This is a genomic window from Cypionkella sp. TWP1-2-1b2 (assembly GCF_049896245.1).
GTDB lineage: Bacteria > Pseudomonadota > Alphaproteobacteria > Rhodobacterales > Rhodobacteraceae > Cypionkella.
In genome coordinates this window covers 115,860-131,048 of sequence record NZ_JAFCTX010000003.1, presented here as the reverse complement: position 1 = coordinate 131,048, position 15,189 = coordinate 115,860, and the positions used below count along the sequence as shown (strand labels likewise).

Genomic DNA, 15,189 nt, shown 5'->3' with positions numbered 1-15,189 from the left:
TGGCCTAAATACTCCCGCCGGAGGCTCTTTTTAACCCGACTTGCGCCATATACGCGGCCAACCGCTCCAGCCCCTCCACAATATCCATCGTCCCGCGCGCATAAGAAAACCGCAAGGTCTGCCCGCCGCGCACCGGGTCAAAATCCAACCCCGGCGTCACCGCCACCCCGGCCTTGTGCAGAATATCGCGGGCAAAACCCAAACTGTCGTGGGTGAAGTCGCTGACATCGGCGTAAATATAAAACGCCCCATCCGGCGGCGCGATTTTATCAAAGCCCGCGCGCGGCAGCCCTTCCAGCATCATGCGACGGTTCTCGGCATAGACCGCGCGATTGGCCTCCATCTCGTCAATGCAATCCAGCGCCGCCAGTGCCGCCACTTGGCTCACATGCGGCGCGCAGATGAACATGTTCTGCGCCAGCCGCTCGACCGTGCGGATATGATCTTCCGGCACCACCATCCAGCCGACCCGCCAGCCGGTCATGCTGAAATACTTGGAAAAGCTGTTGATCACATAGACATCATCGCTGATTTCCAGCGCCGAATGTGCCCGCTCGCCATAATGCAGACCGTGGTAGATCTCATCCGAGACAAAACTGATGCCGCGCTGATGCGCATAGCCGATCAGATCGCGCAGCGCGTCTTTCGACAACATCGTGCCCGAGGGATTGCCCGGTGAGGCCACAATCAGCCCCTTCATCTCGACGCCCGCCAAATCTTCCGGCACCGGCTGCAAGCGGTTCTCCGCCCGTGTCGCAATCCCCACCGGCTGCAACGACAGCGCCTTCAAAATCTGCCGATACGACGGATAGCCGGGTTCCCCCAAGCCCACCCGATCCCCCGCGTCAAACAGTGCGGTAAACGCCAACAGGAACGCACCGGAAGACCCCGCGGTGACGATCACCCTCTCGGGGTTCAGCGTAACCCCATACCAGCGTTGATATAATGCTGCGATGCCCGCCCGCAATTCCGGGATACCCAGTGACACCGTATAGCCCAAAGCATCGCTGCCCATCCGCGCCGACAGCGCCGCAATCGCGTCCGCAGGGGCCGGGGTTGAGGGCTGACCGACCTCCATATGGATAATCCGCCGCCCCAAAGCCTCCAATGCAGCCGCTTCTGCCACCATATCCATCACAATGAAGGGATCAACCTGACCCCGGCTTGATCTATCCATCACCCTGCCCCTATTGTTGCCGCCAATAGTGTCGCCTACAAGGCGTTCGTCAACCCCGGCCGACCCGTCCGGCCCAGCCCGAGGTTTCCCGATGCGCCTTCCCTTGCTTGCCGCCCTGCTGAGCTGCAGCCTCGCTACCCCCAGCCTTGCCGGAGGGCTTGAGTCGATGACCGAGGCCGAGCGCACCGCGTTCCGGGCCGAGGTGAAAGCCTATCTGATTGAAAACCCCGAAGTGCTGGTCGAGGCGATGAACGTGCTGCAAGACCGTCAAGCACAGGCCGATCAGGTGACTGATAAGCAGTTGGTGATTGACCACAAAGCCGATCTGTTCGCCGATCAAGCCTCTTGGGTCGGCGGCAACCCGGATGGTGACATCACCATGGTCGAGTTCATGGACTACCGCTGTGGCTATTGCCGCAAAGCCTATCAAGAGGTCGAGGATCTGGTGAAAGCCGATGGCAACATCCGTCTGGTGCTGAAAGAATACCCGATCCTGGGCGACGATTCCGTGACCTCGTCCCGCTTTGCCATCGCGGTGCTGCAACTGCATGGCAATGACGCCTATAAGAAAGCCCATGACGCGCTGATCACTCTGCGTGGTGCCCCCGATGTTGAAACCTTGGGCCGCCTTGCGACGGATTTAGGCTTTGAGGCCAAACCCGTGCTCGACAAAATGGCCTCGCCCGAAGTCAGCGCCGTGATCGCGGCCAACCAAGAGCTTGGCAACAAAATGGCAATCAGCGGCACCCCGACCTTCGTGATCGACAGCCAAATGCTGCGTGGCTATGTACCGTTGGACGGCATGCAGCAGATCGTGGCATCCGAGCGTAAAAGCTAAGCCGCTAAAACTTATCTAAAGTTTTCATCCTCTCTGCTCAAATATCCCACGGGGGAAGCTGCATTGCTGCTTTAGCAATGCAGCGCGGGGGTGTGAAACCCCCGGTCAACAGGTGACAGACGCGCCACGATTACTCTGCTTGAGCTGCCTCAAGCTCTGCCGCCTCAATCTCTGCCGCTTTTTTCTCAACCAGTTCAACGATGTGATCGACCATGCCCGCGTTGCCCAGCTTATGATGCTGCTTGCCCGCCAGATACACCATCCCCGCCCCCGCGCCGCCGCCGGTAAAGCCAATGTCGGTCATCAAAGCCTCACCCGGCCCGTTCACCACGCAACCGATGATCGACAGGCTCAGCGACGTGGTGATATGCGCCAGCCGATCCTCCAGCGCCGAAACCGTCTTGATCACATCAAACCCCTGCCGCGCGCAGGACGGGCAAGAGATGATCGTCACGCCGCGATGCCGCAAGCCAAGCGATTTCAGAATCTCAAAGCCAACCTTCACTTCTTCCACCGGATCAGCCGACAGCGACACCCGGATGGTATCGCCGATGCCCGACCACAAAAGATTGCCAAGGCCAATCGCCGATTTCACCGTGCCCGACACCAGCCCGCCCGCCTCGGTGATCCCGAGATGGATCGGCGCATCGGTGGCGCTGGCCAGTTGCTGATAGGCGGCGGCGGCCATGAACACGTCCGAGGCTTTGACACTGATTTTGAACTCGTGGAAATCATTGTCCAACAGCAAGCGGATATGATCCATGCCAGATTCGACCATCGCATCCGGGCAAGGTTCGCCATATTTGTCCAGCAGATGCTTTTCCAATGACCCGGCATTGACGCCAATACGGATCGAGCAGCCGTGATCTTTCGCCGCCTGCACCACATCGCGCACGCGCTGCGCATTGCCGATATTGCCGGGGTTGATGCGCAGGCAAGCTGCCCCCGCCTCCGCTGCCTCTATGGCACGCTTATAGTGGAAATGGATGTCCGCCACGATCGGCACCGGGCTTTCGCGTACAATCTCGCGCAGGGCAAAGGTGGAACCTTCATCCGGCGTAGACACCCGCACAATATCCGCCCCCGCCACCGCACAGCGCTGAATCTGCTCAATCGTCGCCGCGACATCGGTGGTCAGCGTGTTGGTCATGGTCTGCACCGAAATCGGCGCATCGCCCCCGACCAGCACCTTGCCGACGCGGATTTGCCGCGACACCCGCCGTTCGATGTTGCGCCAAGGGCGGATCGGATTATGGGTCATGGCGGGCTCCTTCTGTCGCCCCATAGATAGACAAGCAAAAGCCCCGGAGCAACCGTCCGGGGCCATTGCCAGCATCAACTTTGTAAGTTCTATTCCGAGGGCACCACGGGCGCGACAGGCACACTTGCGTCAGCCACATTCACAAACTGCGCCAGATCGGCATCGCCGCTGATGTCAGCCGTCTGATAGCCGGTGGTCAGTGCTTCAGCCGACAAGGCCACGTTCTTGATCACCTGCGCGCCGGGGGCGGCGGGGCCATAAGTGGTGCCGTTGATAATGAAATAGATCGACCCCGAATTGCCCGAGCGCAAGACAGCCGGTTGTTGCAACAGCGGCACCGCATAACGCTCCCCCGCATCGAGGATTTTCTCGAACAACACCGTGCCGTCGGCAGCCGAAACGCGCACCCAGGATGGCCGCACCGCCAGCACTTCGACGCCGGGTTTGGCCTCGGCCACAACCTGCACCGTGTCATCAATCGCCGCTTGCAAACTGTCTTGCGGCGTAGGGGCAACCCCTGCATCCGCCGTCAGAACACCCGCCGCACGCGGATTGATCGTGCCAATCGGGCCATCGCGTGCCGTCAACACCGGAGCTTCCAACGCCTCTGGCTGATACAAGCGATCCAACTGATCGCTGCCCGCCTGCGCATCGGTGCCCGCATCCGCCAGTTGTCCCGGTGCCGCTTTCACGCCCGCCAGCGGGTCAAGTTCCGCAACCACCACCGGGGCCTGCTCGACCGGAGACAGTTGCACGCGCTGCACTTCTTGCAACACCGACCAGCCGCCATAGCCAAGCGCCGCGATCAAAGCGACCAGCACCGCCAGCGAGCCAATCGCCCCCGGCTCCACCCGTGCAAACAGGCTTTCGCCGCGCGGAATGAACGCGGTGTTCAGATCGCCAAAACCGCTCTGGCCTTCATTCGCCACCTGACGCGCCCGCAAGGCTGTCATAGATACCGAAGATGCCGCAGCCGACATGCCATGTGCGACTTCAAAACCAGCCTCGCGGCAGAATCTGGCGAAGGCCCAGTCCGGGTCCATCCCCAGATAGCGCGCATAAGACCGCACGTTGCCTGCGATAAAGCTGGGGGTTTCAAACGCCGACACATCGGCATTTTCAATCGCGGCAATATAGGTGGCCTTGATCTTCAACTCGCGCTGAACATCCAGCAGCGATTTGCCCAGCGTGGCCCGCTCGCCGCGCATCAAATCCCCCAAGCGCAGCTCAAAATCGTCAAAGCCCTTCGGCTTATCCACTTCGACTGCCGGAGTTTTCACCCTCCGCCCGATCATGCGCTGAGCCCCATATCTGCCCCGATATCCCTGTCACCCTTCAGGGCGACTCATATTTTGCCTATTGGGGAAAACCTAGCATAGGGCAAGCGATTCTGCATGTGCAGAAAGACATTTACGCCACAGCCTCGGCACGATTTAGCGCACACTGCCCCCAAAGCGCGTCCATCGCCATCACAACTGCGTCAATAGCGGCCGAATCATGTACCGGAGACGGCGTAAACCGCAGCCGTTCGGTGCCGCGTGGCACGGTGGGATAGTTGATCGGCTGCACATAAATGCCGAATTGCTCTAGCAGCATGTCGGACAGCATCTTGCAATGGATGGGGTTACCAACATGCACGGGCACAATATGTGAGCCATTGTCGATGATCGGCAGGCCTAAACCGCGCAGGCGCAGCTTCAGGATACGGGCAGCAGTTTGCTGGGCATCGCGCAGGTGTTGCCCGGCCTTCAGATAGCGCACCGAGGCCGCAGCCCCTGCCGCCACCGCAGGCGGCAGCGAGGTGGTGAAAATGAACCCCGGCGCATAGCTGCGCACCGCATCGACCATCTTCGCAGTTGCAGCAATATAGCCGCCGAACACCCCGTAAGCCTTGGCCAAAGTGCCGTTGATGATGTCAATCCGGCCCATCAGGCCATCACGCTCCGCCACCCCTGCCCCGCGCGGGCCATACATGCCAACGGCGTGAACTTCATCCAGATAGGTCAGCGCGCCGAACTCATCCGCCAGATCGCAGATCGCTTTGATCGGGCCAAAATCGCCATCCATCGAATAGATCGACTCGAACGCGATCAGCTTTGGGAGGCTCGGATCATCTGCCGCCAACAACTCGCGCAAATGCGCCACATCATTGTGCCGGAACACCCGCTTTGCACCGCCATTGCGGCGCACGCCTTCGATCATCGAGGCATGGTTCAGCGCATCGGAATAGATGATCAGGCCGGGAAACAGTTTCGGCAAGGTGCTGAGGGTGGCATCATTGGCAATATACGCGCTGGTGAACACCAAAGCCGCTTCCTTGCCGTGCAGATCAGCCAATTCCGCCTCAAGCTGGTTGTGATAGACCGTGGTGCCAGAGATATTCCGTGTGCCGCCCGAGCCTGCCCCGGTGGCATCCAAAGCCTCGTGCATCGCGGCCAAAACCACCGGATGCTGCCCCATGCCGAGATAATCATTGCCGCACCAGACGGTGATATCGGCCTCGGTGCCATCCGGCTTGCGCCAGATCGCATGCGGATAAGCGCCCTTGCGACGCTCTATGTCGATGAAGGTGCGATAGCGGCCCTCGTCATGCAGGCGGCCAATCGCGGTATCAAGGGCTGCTTCGTAGTTCATTGTCTTCTCCATCACCTTGCGGCCCAATCTAAACATATGGCCATAAGATACCTTGATGTGCGTCAAACCAGCGGCGGGCGAAAGACGGCATTTTGCCACGCCAAAGGGTCAGCCCTTCGGTGCAATCTCCAGCACCAGCACGCAAGCGGCGTCACCCTTGCGCAATTTGTCACAAGCCGCCAGTGCATCTATCGCTGCCGAAGCGGCATCCGGTAAGCCGCCAATCGCCTGTGCAGAAGCCGCCGGCGCACCCGCAGGCAGGAACCCATCATCCGGCGAGACGGCCAGCGCGGCAAACCCCTTGCTGGTGTCAGGCACGAAAATCGCCAAAGCGTCCGTGTTGGTCATCACCACCCGCAGCGTGGCCAGTTCAGTCTCAGTCAGAAACGGCTGCAGATGCAGCGTGATGCTGGATGCGCCCAACGCCACGGTTTCTGTCTTGACCGCTTCCGCCGCACCCGCCGTCGCCAGCCCGAGCGCCACAACCACACCAACCCCTATGTACTTCATCATGCCACATCTCCGGCTGCCTGAATTTCAGGCTTTCTAGCGCAGCCCGCCGCCACTGGACAGTCCCCCCCGTCCTGTTAGGCTTCGCTTCGCCAATAATCGCCGATATATCAAGGAGAGCCCGATGAGCTTGGATGCCGTCCTGTCCCGCATCGACACCGATCTGCCGCAGGCGCTGGACCGCCTGCTTGACCTTTTGCGCATCCCGTCGATTTCCACCGACCCCGCCTACAAGGCAGAATGTGCCAAAGCCGCCGATTGGCTGGTGGAAGATCTGAAATCTTTGGGCTTTGACGCCTCATCGCGCCCCACCCCCGGCCACCCGATGGTGGTCGCGCGTGGCGGTGAGGGTGACAAGCACCTCTTGTTCTACGGCCATTACGACGTGCAGCCCGTCGATCCGTTGACCCTGTGGGATCGCGACCCGTTCGATCCCGAAATTCAGGATACCGCCGCAGGCAAGGTGATCCGGGGTCGCGGCGCGTCCGATGACAAAGGCCAGTTGATGACCTTCCTGGAAGCCTGCCGCGCTTGGAAAGCCATCTACGGCACCCTGCCCGGCAGGTTGACGATCTTTCTTGAGGGCGAAGAAGAATCGGGCTCACCCAGCCTGATCCCGTTCATGCAGGAAAACGCCGACGAGCTGAAAGCCGATATCGCGCTGATCTGTGACACCGGGCTGTTTGACGACAACACCCCCGCCATCACCACCATGCTGCGCGGGCTTTTGGGCGAAGAACTGACGGTTCACGCCGCGAACAAAGACCTGCATTCAGGCTCTTACGGTGGGGCTGCAGCCAACCCGATCAAAATCCTCGCGAAAATTCTCGGCAACATGACAGACGATACCGGCCGCATCGTTATCCCGCATTTCTATGATGGCGTCACCGAACTGCCCGACAACATCCGCGCCCAGTGGCAATCGCTCGCCTTCGATCACGCGAAATATCTTGGCGACGTCGGGCTAAGCATCCCCATCGGCGAGCAAGACCGCACACCGCTGGAAATGCTCTGGTCGCGCCCCACAGCGGAGATCAACGGCATGTGGGGCGGCTATACCGGTGATGGCTTCAAAACCGTGCTGCCGGCGCAGGCCCACGCCAAAGTCTCGTTCCGTCTGGTGGGCGATCAAGACGCAGATGCCGTCCGGCAGAATTTCCGCGCTTGGGTCGAGGCGCAGCTGCCCGCCGATTGCAGTGTCGAATGGAAAGGCCACGGTGGTGGCGGTGCGAGTGTGATGTCGATCGAAGACCCGGCTTTTGAAGCCGCACGGCTGGCCTTGGGCGCGGAATGGGGTAAGCCCGCCGCCTATATCGGCTGCGGCGGCTCGATCCCGATCGCGGGCTACTTCAAGACCTATCTGGATATGGATGCCATGCTGATCGGCTTTGGCCGTGACAATGACCAGATCCACAGCCCGAATGAGAAATACGATCTGGAATGTTTTCACAAAGGCATCCGGTCTTGGGCGCGCATCCTCGCGAAACTGACATAAAAAAACGGGGGCCAAACGGCCCCCGCTCCCTAACCTTGCGGCCAGTCTCAGCTTTTGACGATGCTCACCGCCGTGGCCTCATGAATGTTGCCCTTCAGATCCCACACCACCGCAACCTTCTCGCCCACCTTCAGCCCCGGGTCCTTGAAACCCTTCGGCAGCATGTAGGCGGTGCCATCCGCCAGCGTGATGGTGTTGGTTTTCATATCAAGCGATTTGATCACCCCATCCGTGGTGGTGGCAGCGGCCATCGCCAAAGAGGCCGAACCGATGGACAAAATGATCGCGGCGGGAAGCATAAAAGCACGCATCTGCGTAACTCCGAATTTTGGACCGGGGGCGCACCCCTTCGGCCCAGTGTCGAAACCGTCTCGGTCTGTCGCGTCGGCGGAAGATGTTCCGTCCGGCAGATCCCGGCTTCACGGGCTGTTATACACCCGGCCTGCGAAAAGGATATCCGGGGGAACCGCCTTGTGAAGCCGCGTGAAAGCTGCGAGATTTCCCCGTGATCGCCCAACCAGAAGGCCCTGAAATGACTGTTCAAATCCTGAGTGCCACCCCGGAGCATGAAACCGCATGGCGCGGGCTTTGGGCGCAATATCTGGCCTTCTACAACGTCGATCTCGCACCCGAAGTCACCGCCAACACTTGGGCCCGCGCGCACGATCCGAAAAGCCCGATGCGAATCCGTTTGGCGGTCGAGGGCGACAAGGTTCTGGGCTTCGCCGTGCATCTGCACCACCCCTCAACTTGGGTGATCGGCGAAGATTGCTACCTGGAAGATTTGTTCGTCAATGAAGCTGCGCGCGGCAAAGGTGTGGGTCGCGCGTTGATTGAAGACCTTGCGGCCCTCGCCAAAGCCAACGGCTGGCATCGTTTGTATTGGCACACTGATGAAGGCAATCAAACCGCCCGTCGTCTTTATGACAGCATCATCCCCAGCGACGGCCATGTGCGCTACCGCCTGAAGCTATAAAAATCCCTAAAACTTATCTCAAATTGTTTCATCTTGGCAAAAATACTCTGCGGGGTGTGGGGTGCAAAACCCCACGCACGCCCATGCAGCACGCAAACGCGTCAGGCAACAATCAGGGGAATTTCTGTGAAATGGCGCGGTGGACGGGGCTCGAACCCGCGACCCCCGGCGTGACAGGCCGGTACTCTAACCAACTGAGCTACCACCGCGCATTTTCACATCTGACAGAGGGGCAAGTGGCGCGGTGGACGGGGCTCGAACCCGCGACCCCCGGCGTGACAGGCCGGTACTCTAACCAACTGAGCTACCACCGCCGCCTTGCCCCCGGTTGCCCGAGGCACCTATTCTCATAGGCGTGCCGGGGTATTACGCAAGGGGCAAAGCGGCGTCAAGCAGGTTCGCCGATGTTTTTCAGCGATCTGGGTTTTTCAGCGATCTGGGTTTTTCAGCGATCTGGGTTTTTCAGCGATCTGGGTTTTTCAGCGATCTAAGTTTTTCAACGATCTGGGTTTTTCAACGATTTGGTGCGGGGATAAATTCATCATGGTCCGCAGGCGGCAGTTGGAACCGCCCATGCGCCCAATCGCCTGCCCGCCAAGCCTCTTTTGCAGCCTCAATGCGCTCCTTCGACGAGGCCACAAAGTTCCACCAGATGTGGCGCGGCCCATCCATCGTAGCCCCACCCAAAACCATGATCCGTGCGCCTGTCGCCCCTGCCTTCACCGAGATGCCATCGCCGGGCCGGAACACCAGCATCGAGCCCGTGCCATAGGTTTGACCGCCCTGAGAAACCTCGCCCGTCAACACGTAAATCCCGCGATCCTCATGCTCATCGGGCAGCGGCAGCGACGCCCCCGCAGCCAAAGTCGCATCGGCATAAAACGTCTCGGATGACAGATCCAACGGCACCTTGGCACCCCATGCACTGCCCAGAATCAACCGCACCTGCTTGCCCTCTGCCTCTAGCAACGGCAGCGCATCGACGCCGAGATTGTGGAACGCAGGTGGCGCATCTTCCTGCGCGCGGGTCAGCGCCAACCATGTCTGCAAACCAAACAACGTCTGCGGCAGCGCGCCATCGGTGCGCTCGGAATGGGTGATGCCATGCCCCGCCTGCATCAGATTGACCTCGCCCGGCGTGATCCAGGCATCGGTGCCCAGAGAATCGCGGTGATGCATCCGACCTTGCAAGAGGTAAGTCACCGTCGACAGGCCAATATGTGGATGCGGGCGCACATCAACGCCCTTGCCGGTCAGAAACTCGGCAGGCCCCATCTGGTCAAAGAAAATAAACGGCCCCACCATCTGTCTTTGTGCCGAGGGCAAAGCCCGGCGCACCTCAAATCCGCCTAAATCCCGCGCACGCGGAATAATCAGCGCCTCAATCGCGTCCACCTGTTCGCCGATCGGAATTGACGCATCCAGCAAAGGATTCCAGCTCATATTCGCCTCCATCTGTTGAAGCAAAGATAGGCGCAAACACCGCCGCACCATAGACCGCTTTGCGCGCGGCTTCTGTGCGTGATCGCGCAACCCTCAGAGCACGGTGAAATCATCCGCCGTCAGATCAAGCCCCGCCGCCACCTGCGCAAACTGCGCAGCTGCTGCGGCCCCGGCATCGCCGTAGACGGCGTCATCCTGCGCACCACCCGCCAAGGCATCCGCGCCATCCCCGCCGTAAAGCAGATCACGCCCCGCTTCACCGTAAAGCTGGTCGTTGTCAGCCTCGCCATAAAGCTGGTCTTTGTCAGCGCCACCCAGAAGCAGATCGCCCGCAAGCCCGCCAAACAGCGCATCCAGCCCAGCGCCACCGTAAAGTTCATCCACCCCGCCGCCGCCGCGCAAAATATCAGCACCACCATTGCCGAAAAGCTGATCCGCATAACCGCCGCCGCCAACCTGATCGCCCGCTTCACCGCCGCGAAACAGCATCCGCTCGATGCCAAAGAACCAGCTGCCATCCGCCAAGCTTTGCGCGATCCCCGGCTCTGCAAGCGTAAAATTCAGCGCCAAAGCCGAGCCGCTGCGGTCAAACACCAGAAAATCCAACCCCGAGCCGCCATCAATACTATCGGCACCCTCGCCAGCACCGACAAAGAACAAATCATTGTCGGTGCCGCCCTGAATCAGATCATCGCCCGCGCCACCGTACAACGTGTCCTCGCCGGTGCCGCCGCGCAGATTGTCATTTTCGGCCCCGCCATACAGCGTGTCATTGCCAGCACCTCCCGACAACGTATCCTGCCCCAGATCCGCCACCAGCAGATCGGCATCGCTGACGGGCCCGAAATCGCTGGTCGCATTGCCCTCCAGCCAGCCCCGCAAAATATCGTCGCCCGCCCCGTCAAACAACGTGTCAGCAGAGTTGCTGCCCATTGTTGACAGTCATGATGACTCCTGCCGCCATACGCGTCTCGACCAAATACTGTGCAATCATATGAAGAAAGTCCTATCGCGCAATACTGATCCACGCCTGCGCGCGCAAATACGCCACACCGCTATCCATGACACAACGCCGGATTGAAAAGCCTGCAACCGATATTCAGGCTATAAACATCGGGCGGCCAGTCGCGGCTGACTGTTGATCTCTACACCAAGGCGGGGAACTTGGAACTGGCTGACCCCTTATCCTGACAGGCCCGGCCATCATCACCACAACAAGCGACGGCCACGCCCTCCGCCACGCAAGACGCTGGGTACCATCGCAGCAGCATTACAACGCGAAGATATTGTTCTTGTTCTCCAACCGGCGGTCCCTAAAGATGTATAATCCCGCATTGTGGTGTTACAGTTGACGCCTCGGTGACGCGGTTAGCCGCGCGCTATGACCGACCTGTTTTTTGGGTGGCGAGGAACCACGGCAAATCAAAGTCAGGCTGGTTTATCGGATGTAAGAGGTTCCTCGACCCTAAATCTAAGTGGTCAGATAGGTATCATACCGCGCGGCAAGGTCTTCGACGCCGTGCGGGAACACGGCGGCAAGTTCCTTGAACATCTGCTCGATCCCGCCAGGTGTGAATGTTACCAGCGTGCGTACCGGTTTATCGGTCAGGTTCACCCAAGTGTGGGCCACGCCGCGCGGGATTAGCACGCTGGTGCCTGCTGCTGCATCAAACTCGACACCGTCACAGACAAAGTGCATTTCGCCCTGCTGGACAAAGAAATATTCGTCGGCGCTGCGGTGGATGTGGGGCGGCGCGGCTGCACCCGGTTCTGCAATCGTCTCAACAACTGCAAAGCGACCGCCAATTTGCGCACTTGGCACATGGATCGCCATTTGCTCGCCCGGGACCGTCGGGAACCAGTCCAGATCGGCGGAGGGTGCGATATGGTGCGGGTGGACTGTGGCCATTTCGGCCAGAACCGGTCGCACGGACGCGACCGCGGTTACAAGTGCAGCACCTGCAACAAAGCCGCGACGGCGAAGGCCGGATTTATCAAGCGTTGTCATACTATTTCCTGTTTCGACCACCGGAGAAGTCCGATGTTGACTTGGGAATAGGCGCTTTAAGGCCCTACCTCTTGCACAGGACGAACACATTTTGGACGATCCGGTCATTGCAACCGACGCGCGTGGGTTTCACTACCCACTGGTCGGCACGCCCGACACTGACGGGGTAATAGGGGCCAGTGTCAGGCCGCCAGTCGGTATCTGCGCCACGACCCGGGGGTATTTCCGGCAATCCGGCTGAACACCCGCGTGAAATGGCTTTGGTCGGCAAAGCCACATTCCAGCGCAATCTCGGCCAAAGACAGATCTGTCGCCAGCAAGTCCCGCGCCCGTTCGATCCGCCGCGCTTGCAGCCAGCCATGCGGTGTCATGCCGGTCGATGCCTTGAACGCACGCGCGAAATGGGTGATCGAGAGGCGACATTCATCGGCAACCTCGCCCAAGGTCTGCTCGCGTGTCAGGTTCGACGCGATCAATTCCTTTGCCAGCCGTTCCTGCCAGGGTGCCAATCCGCCACTGCGGCGGCGTGTTGCATCGCGCATGCCGCCGTAAGTGCGGGCAAGGTGCGCGTGCAATGCCAGCATCATGTGGTCGATGAACAGCTGGCTCATTTCCTCGTGGCGGTGGATGGCACCCACCAGAGTTTGCTTGATCGCATCCAGAATGGGATCAACCGTATCCCAGCCGTCCGGCGCGTGCAGGCGGTCGATGGGCGGCGAATTCGCGTCATCTGCCATGTCATTCATGGCGGCGCGCGGGATGTGCAGATGGAAGTTGTCCAGCTTGCCAGTGATGCGGCAGGTGGGGGACGTCCGCAGATCGGCAAAGTTGAACGATGTGTTCCGGCCTGAGGCGTGCCTGTGGTGGTGGTTATTGAAAAGCGAATGATGTGCGGGCATCGCGCCCAGGTGAATGACAGCGACGAAGGCATCTTCCGGGTACGCTTCAAGCAAAATTTCGTCGTCATGGTCATGGCTGAACCGCGCGAGGGTCAGCTTGGCCGTCCGGTGAGCCGCCCGCAGTACGGCCCCATCGGGCAGCAAGTCTTTGACCCAGAAGATTTCGCTCGCTGGCATTTGTTTTATCCGATCAGATTTCTTGGATGCGCAGAGGATCAGCACCGTTGACGAGCCATGCCCACGCAGCGAGCCCTACAGCTTTATGCTCCCTCGGTCATCCACATGATCAGCAGGATTGGACATTCAGCGAATGATGCGTGCATATCCGCTCATGCCGGCTCGGGCACGATCAATCGCAAGGTGCGACATTGCTTCGGGCAAACACGCCAGATGCCGCCACCATGCGTTGCGCTGTTTTCCAGGAAATGGCAGATTTCTTCAGCGGGGGCTCAAAACGCAGAAAAAGGGCCAACATCACCAACTACGGAACCCTGCCGATATCTGGACGGAAGGGATCAGGTTCAAGCGGCGCAATGTCGCGCCTGCTTCTGCACAGATGAAATGGCGCTTGTCGCGCTAAGCCATAGGGAAGAGACAGGGTTTCTGAGGCGTGCTCGACAGCGTTATCTGCAAGGAAAACCAGTGATTAAACCGCACTCCATCGTGTTCGCCGCGCTTTTAGCCGCCGGAGCGGCCTATGTGGCGAGCCAATGGGGCCATTGGGGCACGGGACGCCAGGATTTGGTCCCGATGGCGCTGATCACCGGCGGGCCAGAAATATCACCACCGGGCCGGATCTGGATTGACACAGATGCGGCGTGTGGTGCCACGGCCCGCACCGACCCTGATGATTGTCTGGCGATCTTGTGGCTGTTGTCACACGGCGCGGATATTGCGGGGCTGACCAGTTTCGGCAATGCCAACGGCGATATTGTGGCAGACCGGGTCGCCGCCCTTGTGGCGCAGATGGCGCTTGATGGCATGTCGGTTCCGCCCGTGTTCCGCGGCCATGGCGCACCGCTTGGCACCGGCGCAGCAGCGCCCCCCGGCGTCATTGCACTGCAAGCGGCGTTGGAGGCAGGGCCGCTGACCATTCTCGCCCTTGGTCCACTGAGCAATGTTGCCTCGGCGCTGGAGGGCCGTCCCGACCTGCAGCGCAATGTGACGCGGATTGTCGCCGTGATGGGCCACCGGGCGGGTCATCTGTTTCACCCGACCGAAGGCAAAGGCACCGGCGCGTTGTTTGGCCATGGCCCGATCTTTCGTGACCTGAACGTATCGGTCGATTCCGCAGCCACACGGGCCGTTTTGGCGATGCGCCTGCCGATGACCCTTATCCCCTATGACGCGGCCCGAGCGACGATGATCACCGCTGCTGACCTCGATAGCCTCGCCCGGCAAAGTCCATCGCATGCATGGGTCGCGTACACCGCCAGGGATTGGCTGGCCTTCTGGAACGACGACGTCGGCTTAGCGGGGTTCTATCCGTTTGACTGGATCGCGGCGGCCTACATCACTGACCCCGCTCGGTTTAAGTGTGCCGAAGTTACCGCCCGAATGGCTTGGGAATGGACTTTCTGGTTAGTGCCGCACGACAGCCTGGTGGTCGAGATGCCCGCAACGGCGAGGGACAACAGGGAGGGTTCTGTTGCGCTTTACTGCCCGGAAACGTCGGCGCTACTGCACGATGTTCTGATTGTCAGGTGACGATGGGCAAGCCTTGGCCCGCGCACCTAGTCAATTCGGACGGTAGTGTTCGCTCAGGCCCACCTCCAGCCCCGCCCGATGCGCCCCAAACGCTCACAGGTCAGTGGTTTCAACGATCACCTTGCCGATCTGCTTGCCCGCCCCATGCCCATCGCGGGTTTCAAAACCAGACAGACGCCGCATTGGGCCGAGATCAGCGGCCTGCAAAGTTGCAAAATAGAAGAATGTATCGCCGGGCACG

General features: G+C 60.1%; 15 protein-coding genes and 2 tRNA genes. 4 read left to right on the top strand and 13 right to left on the bottom strand.

What is annotated here, in order from left to right:
- Positions 1-4 precede the first annotated feature (4 nt).
- Positions 5-1,177 carry a pyridoxal phosphate-dependent aminotransferase gene (locus ACP7AP_RS02830; RefSeq protein ID WP_426032012.1) on the bottom strand — a complete coding sequence of 391 codons (1,173 nt, stop codon included), beginning with the start codon at positions 1,175-1,177 and terminating at the stop codon, positions 5-7.
- Between the two features lie 91 nt (positions 1,178-1,268).
- Here ACP7AP_RS02830 and ACP7AP_RS02825 point away from each other — a divergent pair, with 91 nt between their 5' ends.
- Positions 1,269-2,015 carry a DsbA family protein gene (locus ACP7AP_RS02825; protein WP_426032010.1) on the top strand — a complete coding sequence of 249 codons (747 nt, stop codon included), beginning with the start codon at positions 1,269-1,271 and terminating at the stop codon, positions 2,013-2,015.
- Between the two features lie 130 nt (positions 2,016-2,145).
- Here the strand turns inward: ACP7AP_RS02825 and ispG are convergent, their stop codons facing one another.
- The 4 genes from ispG to ACP7AP_RS02805 all read right to left on the bottom strand — a co-directional run bounded on the left by ispG (position 2,146) and on the right by ACP7AP_RS02805 (position 6,423).
- The gene (gene ispG / locus ACP7AP_RS02820) at positions 2,146-3,276 is read right to left on the bottom strand and encodes a flavodoxin-dependent (E)-4-hydroxy-3-methylbut-2-enyl-diphosphate synthase (RefSeq protein WP_426032008.1); all 1,131 of its coding nucleotides are present in this window, start codon (positions 3,274-3,276) and stop codon (positions 2,146-2,148) included.
- A gap of 89 nt (positions 3,277-3,365) precedes the next feature.
- Entirely contained in the window at positions 3,366-4,571 is a 1,206-nt protein-coding gene (locus tag ACP7AP_RS02815) for a helix-turn-helix domain-containing protein (protein WP_426032006.1), read from the bottom strand.
- Positions 4,572-4,686: 115 nt separating this feature from the next.
- Positions 4,687-5,910 (bottom strand): 5-aminolevulinate synthase, encoded by a 1,224-nt coding sequence (gene hemA, locus ACP7AP_RS02810; protein ID WP_426032004.1) that lies wholly within the window; start codon positions 5,908-5,910, stop codon positions 4,687-4,689.
- Between the two features lie 108 nt (positions 5,911-6,018).
- A complete protein-coding gene (locus ACP7AP_RS02805; protein WP_426032002.1) occupies positions 6,019-6,423 on the bottom strand; it encodes a hypothetical protein in 405 nt (134 codons plus the stop codon).
- Positions 6,424-6,544: 121 nt separating this feature from the next.
- On the opposite strand from ACP7AP_RS02805, the gene ACP7AP_RS02800 reads away from it, so the two are divergent.
- On the top strand, positions 6,545-7,915 hold the full coding sequence (locus ACP7AP_RS02800) for a M20/M25/M40 family metallo-hydrolase (protein ID WP_426032001.1): 1,371 nt from the start codon (positions 6,545-6,547) through the stop codon (positions 7,913-7,915).
- Positions 7,916-7,962: 47 nt separating this feature from the next.
- On the opposite strand, the gene ACP7AP_RS02795 is transcribed toward ACP7AP_RS02800, so the two are convergent.
- Positions 7,963-8,226, bottom strand: a complete 264-nt coding sequence (locus ACP7AP_RS02795; protein WP_426031999.1) for a DUF1344 domain-containing protein — start codon at positions 8,224-8,226, stop codon at positions 7,963-7,965.
- Between the two features lie 221 nt (positions 8,227-8,447).
- Between ACP7AP_RS02795 and ACP7AP_RS02790 the strand changes: the two genes are divergently transcribed.
- Positions 8,448-8,891, top strand: coding sequence for a GNAT family N-acetyltransferase (locus tag ACP7AP_RS02790; RefSeq protein WP_426031997.1), 444 nt, complete (start codon positions 8,448-8,450; stop codon positions 8,889-8,891).
- 132 nt (positions 8,892-9,023) lie between these two features.
- Here the strand turns inward: ACP7AP_RS02790 and ACP7AP_RS02785 are convergent.
- The 6 genes from ACP7AP_RS02785 to ACP7AP_RS02760 all read right to left on the bottom strand — a co-directional run bounded on the left by ACP7AP_RS02785 (position 9,024) and on the right by ACP7AP_RS02760 (position 13,418).
- Positions 9,024-9,100, bottom strand: a tRNA-Asp gene (locus ACP7AP_RS02785).
- 28 nt (positions 9,101-9,128) lie between these two features.
- A tRNA-Asp gene (locus tag ACP7AP_RS02780) sits at positions 9,129-9,205 on the bottom strand.
- Positions 9,206-9,404: 199 nt separating this feature from the next.
- Positions 9,405-10,334 (bottom strand): pirin family protein, encoded by a 930-nt coding sequence (locus tag ACP7AP_RS02775; protein ID WP_426031995.1) that lies wholly within the window; start codon positions 10,332-10,334, stop codon positions 9,405-9,407.
- 93 nt (positions 10,335-10,427) lie between these two features.
- A complete protein-coding gene (locus ACP7AP_RS02770; RefSeq protein WP_426031993.1) occupies positions 10,428-11,267 on the bottom strand; it encodes a calcium-binding protein in 840 nt (279 codons plus the stop codon).
- Between the two features lie 538 nt (positions 11,268-11,805).
- Positions 11,806-12,342, bottom strand: a complete 537-nt coding sequence (locus tag ACP7AP_RS02765; RefSeq protein ID WP_426031991.1) for a cupin domain-containing protein — start codon at positions 12,340-12,342, stop codon at positions 11,806-11,808.
- Positions 12,343-12,524: 182 nt separating this feature from the next.
- Complete coding sequence (locus tag ACP7AP_RS02760; RefSeq protein ID WP_426031989.1) at positions 12,525-13,418, bottom strand: helix-turn-helix transcriptional regulator; 894 nt, start codon at positions 13,416-13,418, stop codon at positions 12,525-12,527.
- 465 nt (positions 13,419-13,883) lie between these two features.
- Between ACP7AP_RS02760 and ACP7AP_RS02755 the strand changes: the two genes are divergently transcribed.
- Entirely contained in the window at positions 13,884-14,948 is a 1,065-nt protein-coding gene (locus ACP7AP_RS02755; RefSeq protein ID WP_426031987.1) for a nucleoside hydrolase, read from the top strand.
- A gap of 93 nt (positions 14,949-15,041) precedes the next feature.
- On the opposite strand, the gene ACP7AP_RS02750 is transcribed toward ACP7AP_RS02755, so the two are convergent.
- Complete coding sequence (locus ACP7AP_RS02750) at positions 15,042-15,188, bottom strand: hypothetical protein (protein WP_426031985.1); 147 nt, start codon at positions 15,186-15,188, stop codon at positions 15,042-15,044.
- Position 15,189: the final 1 nt, after the last annotated feature.

Coding starts and splice junctions, on each gene's coding strand:
- ACP7AP_RS02830 (WP_426032012.1), bottom strand. CDS start 1,177: ATGGATAGATCAAGCCGGGGTCAGGTTGATCCCTTCATTGTGATGGAT.
- ACP7AP_RS02765 (WP_426031991.1), bottom strand. CDS start 12,342: ATGACAACGCTTGATAAATCCGGCCTTCGCCGTCGCGGCTTTGTTGCA.
- ACP7AP_RS02805 (WP_426032002.1), bottom strand. CDS start 6,423: ATGATGAAGTACATAGGGGTTGGTGTGGTTGTGGCGCTCGGGCTGGCG.
- ACP7AP_RS02825 (WP_426032010.1), top strand. CDS start 1,269: ATGCGCCTTCCCTTGCTTGCCGCCCTGCTGAGCTGCAGCCTCGCTACC.
- ACP7AP_RS02815 (WP_426032006.1), bottom strand. CDS start 4,571: ATGATCGGGCGGAGGGTGAAAACTCCGGCAGTCGAAGTGGATAAGCCG.
- ACP7AP_RS02775 (WP_426031995.1), bottom strand. CDS start 10,334: ATGAGCTGGAATCCTTTGCTGGATGCGTCAATTCCGATCGGCGAACAG.
- ACP7AP_RS02790 (WP_426031997.1), top strand. CDS start 8,448: ATGACTGTTCAAATCCTGAGTGCCACCCCGGAGCATGAAACCGCATGG.
- ACP7AP_RS02795 (WP_426031999.1), bottom strand. CDS start 8,226: ATGCGTGCTTTTATGCTTCCCGCCGCGATCATTTTGTCCATCGGTTCG.
- ACP7AP_RS02770 (WP_426031993.1), bottom strand. CDS start 11,267: ATGGGCAGCAACTCTGCTGACACGTTGTTTGACGGGGCGGGCGACGAT.
- ispG (WP_426032008.1), bottom strand. CDS start 3,276: ATGACCCATAATCCGATCCGCCCTTGGCGCAACATCGAACGGCGGGTG.
- hemA (WP_426032004.1), bottom strand. CDS start 5,910: ATGAACTACGAAGCAGCCCTTGATACCGCGATTGGCCGCCTGCATGAC.
- ACP7AP_RS02760 (WP_426031989.1), bottom strand. CDS start 13,418: ATGCCAGCGAGCGAAATCTTCTGGGTCAAAGACTTGCTGCCCGATGGG.
- ACP7AP_RS02800 (WP_426032001.1), top strand. CDS start 6,545: ATGAGCTTGGATGCCGTCCTGTCCCGCATCGACACCGATCTGCCGCAG.